General features: G+C 35.9%; 4 protein-coding genes. All 4 read left to right on the top strand.

Translation table 11 applies throughout. The features are described 5' to 3' along the window. Window positions 1–102: 102 nt before the first annotated feature. The 4 genes from HZF10_RS17425 to HZF10_RS17410 all read left to right on the top strand — a co-directional run bounded on the left by HZF10_RS17425 (window position 103) and on the right by HZF10_RS17410 (window position 3,064). On the top strand, window positions 103–558 hold the full coding sequence (locus HZF10_RS17425; protein WP_176007522.1) for a hypothetical protein: 456 nt from the start codon (window positions 103–105) through the stop codon (window positions 556–558). Between the two features lie 217 nt (window positions 559–775). Continuing rightward, the gene (locus tag HZF10_RS17420; RefSeq protein ID WP_176007521.1) at window positions 776–1,162 is read left to right on the top strand and encodes a hypothetical protein; all 387 of its coding nucleotides are present in this window, start codon (window positions 776–778) and stop codon (window positions 1,160–1,162) included. Between the two features lie 217 nt (window positions 1,163–1,379). Next, complete coding sequence (locus HZF10_RS17415) at window positions 1,380–2,174, top strand: hypothetical protein (RefSeq protein WP_176007520.1); 795 nt, start codon at window positions 1,380–1,382, stop codon at window positions 2,172–2,174. Between the two features lie 221 nt (window positions 2,175–2,395). Beyond that, entirely contained in the window at window positions 2,396–3,064 is a 669-nt protein-coding gene (locus tag HZF10_RS17410) for a DUF6794 domain-containing protein (RefSeq protein ID WP_176007519.1), read from the top strand. Window positions 3,065–3,337 lie beyond the last annotated feature (273 nt).

Here is a 3,337-nt window from a genome sequence, read left to right as displayed (position 1 = left end):
CTTTTTTATTAACTTCGTCTTGGTTGGCGGAGCGTACTTTCTTCGAAAGCCGCACCGGCGATTACCAGCCTAACGTTGTGCGAAACTTTTAAAAAACCGTAAATGACAAAATTCGTTTTTCCAATTATCACAATTTCATTAATTGCTATCAACATACTTTTTATAGGAATACTCAAAACAAATGAAGTTGGAATAAGTGAACTTTTTATAAAATCGCAACCTACAACGGAGTTAATCTTTTTGTCAGACCAATACCAAAATACAAAGAGCGAAATTTATTATGAGTTGATTTTGAAAAGAAACATTCAAGACCAAGAAAAATCTTTATTGCCATTATTTCTTATTCAATTAATGATCTCAAGCTTTGCGATTAGTTTTGCTAGCCTTGATTTAAAACGTAAAGGTTTAATTTTCTTATTGCACTGCTTTTTGATGGGAATTCTTTCGGTATTTATAATTCCATTAATCTTACCAATAGACAATTTATCAATCGCAATCGCGGCATTAGTAATTTGGGTTGCGGTCAATTTCGGCTTTCTATATATTTTAAAACGTTAAAGCTTCGCACAACCGCCGCTAACCAAAATGGCGGGAATTGTGTTATGGGAAGTCCGGTTTTCCAAGCCGCAAAACAATGAATTTTTCAAACTTTTCAAGTTAGAAAAATTCAAAAGTTTTGCTACCTTTCGTCCAAGCGGAGAGAGCTTTCTCCGGCAGGCCGCCACTTCGGTTAGCGGCCTCACGTTGGCAGAAATTTTTAAAAACCAGAATCCGAATGAATCATTTAGAGAAAAAAGGTCAAATACGAACTATTCTAATTTCAGTAAGTATTTTACTTGTTTCAATCCATACCATATTATATTATATTTCTACAGTAGGAACAGACAAGATTTTGCAGCAAGGTGTTCGATTTCTTTTAACCGTTGCGTTAATCATTTTAGTCTATAATGGTAAAAATTGGGCTAGAATTATTTTTTTAATACTTTTTGGTTTAGGAATTTTAGGAGCTTTATTCAGTTTGTTTTTCAGAGAGCAAGAAACTGTCTTAAAATTGCCGTTCATAGTTATGATTATAGTTTACTCCTTATCATTATACCATTTTGGAGTATCTGAATCCTACAGAGCTTTTGCAACTTATCAAAATAAAAAGATTTTTGAATAAAACTTCTGCCAACCGCCGCTAACCGCCATGGCAGCGGGATAGTTAACAGGAAGAGCTGGTTTCCAAAGGCGTAAAAGCAAGATTTTTTCAAATGGAAGGTTAGAAAAAATCATTGCTTTTACTATTTTTAGAGTTGGCGGAGAGATCCCGCTCCGGAAGGCTGCCACGATCGGTTAGCGGCCTCACGTTACCCAACATTTGTGAAAAACCGAATCTCTTGAAAGTCATTTTACTAATACTATCCATCATTTTTTTTAATTCTTCCTTCGCTCAAGAGGAAAGATATCAGCCGGATAGCATCTATGCTAATCGCAAAGTGAAAATCATAAAGATATTTATTAATTCTCCTCAAGACTTATCACAAATAGTGCATTTGAATAAATCTGGACAACCTACAAAAGTGGAAAACTACGACGCATCATATGATAAAAAATCGAGAGAAACAAAACGATTACACTCGGTAAGCTTTTACTACTATAACGATAAGCAAAAATTGGTTAAAGTGGTTGATTCAGCGATGTATTCTAGCGGTTCGCGTAGTACTGGAAAAACTTTTTTTGAATATGACAATGATGGATTTTTGAAATGTGAAAAGTATTTTCGGAATGATGATTTGGAATCATATCGTCAAATCAATTATTCGTATTCTCCTTATCGAACAAATCTAATAACCAGAAACGACACTATAGTTACTCTGAATGAAACAATGGAATATGATAAGGATTTTTACACTAGCAGACAACATGGATTTTACTTTCAGCCAAAAGTTGAATATAAAACTGTTACTGAAAATGGAATAGAATTTCATATTCAACATGATTATCTAGAGAGACGAGAAACCGATTTACATTTCAATAATAAGTTCGATAGTCAAGGAAAAAGGATTAGCTCGAACCTAATAAACAAGGGTCACAAAGTTCATAAATTAGAATATAGGTATTTTGCGAACGGCCTACTTAAAAGCGAATCTGGCTACGTCCCTATTTACTTTGAGTATGATTACTTTAAATGATTCAAACGTCGGGTAACCGCCGCTAATCGCCCCGGCGGGATTTGGGCAAAAGAAAGTGCCTTTTCCAATTCCACAAAACTTAGATTTTTTCAGCTTTGTAAGCTAGAAAAAATCATAAGTTTTGTTACCTTCCGTCTCGCCGGAGAGGACAATCTCCGGATGTCCGCCGCCGCGGTTAGCGGCCTAACGTTAGGCGAAATGCCGTCAAAAATCGAGAAAAAATGAGACATCTATTAATTTTCGTTTTCATAATATTTTCACTTCAGTCATACGCGCAAGATGAAGATGTCTATATTCCAAAAAACTTGGAGGATAGTTTTAGAGAACTTGACAAAATGCTTCCGCAATCCTATAAAGATTCTATAAAATTATTGAGCGAAGATGATTTTTCAGGAGGAGCACATTTTGGTCTAGGTATTTGGATGAGAAATAATTGGGAATTTTGGAAAGGTTCAAGATTATCAAGGTATTTCAACAATAAAGGAATCAAACATCCGGACGATATGTCTGGAATCATACTCGACAGTTATCATAGATACCTAAATAATCAAGACATAAAGCTTGATGAACAAATACTTTCTCATAAAGAATATTGGAAAGGCGCAGAATTGACTCAACTTCCTAAAAAAAAGAAATTTCCAGATCCTGATATTAAAGTAAATGGAGGCATAACATATGGACACTACACAGAAAATCGGAGAAGACACGCAATTCTATACTATGTAGAAAATCCCGAAATGGACAAATATTGGATCTATGATTATTTTATTGGCTGGAGAAAAATAAATAAGGAAATTAAGGCTCAAATGTTAGAATGGCGTCCCGAAGATACGGAGAGACTTTTAAATGAAATGTTTCCGGCAAAGGCACTATCGCCTAACCGCCGCTAACCGCCATTGCTGGGTTTAAGGTAAAATGAAGTGCTTTTTCCTAAGCCGTAAAACTAAGAATTTTTCTGCTTTCCAAGCTAAAAAAATTCGTTAGTTTTACTTCGTCCGCGTTCGGCAGAGAGTACAATCTCCGAATGCCAGCAACGCTCGGTTAGCGGCCTAACGTTACTCGCCATTTGCAGCGTATTATTTCTTTTTCGCCGATGGCGAAAGGCTGCGCCAAACGTTTCCTTACTAATTTCCGTAATGCCTTCGGCGGACAATTTTCCCACG

This window comes from Flavobacterium agri (assembly GCF_013401995.1).
In the GTDB taxonomy this organism is placed as follows: domain Bacteria; phylum Bacteroidota; class Bacteroidia; order Flavobacteriales; family Flavobacteriaceae; genus Flavobacterium; species Flavobacterium agri.
The sequence above is the reverse complement of the archived record's forward strand: the minus strand, read 5'-3'. Positions and strand labels throughout refer to the sequence as shown.

Coding starts and splice junctions, on each gene's coding strand:
- HZF10_RS17420 (WP_176007521.1), top strand. CDS start 776: ATGAATCATTTAGAGAAAAAAGGTCAAATACGAACTATTCTAATTTCA.
- HZF10_RS17425 (WP_176007522.1), top strand. CDS start 103: ATGACAAAATTCGTTTTTCCAATTATCACAATTTCATTAATTGCTATC.
- HZF10_RS17410 (WP_176007519.1), top strand. CDS start 2,396: ATGAGACATCTATTAATTTTCGTTTTCATAATATTTTCACTTCAGTCA.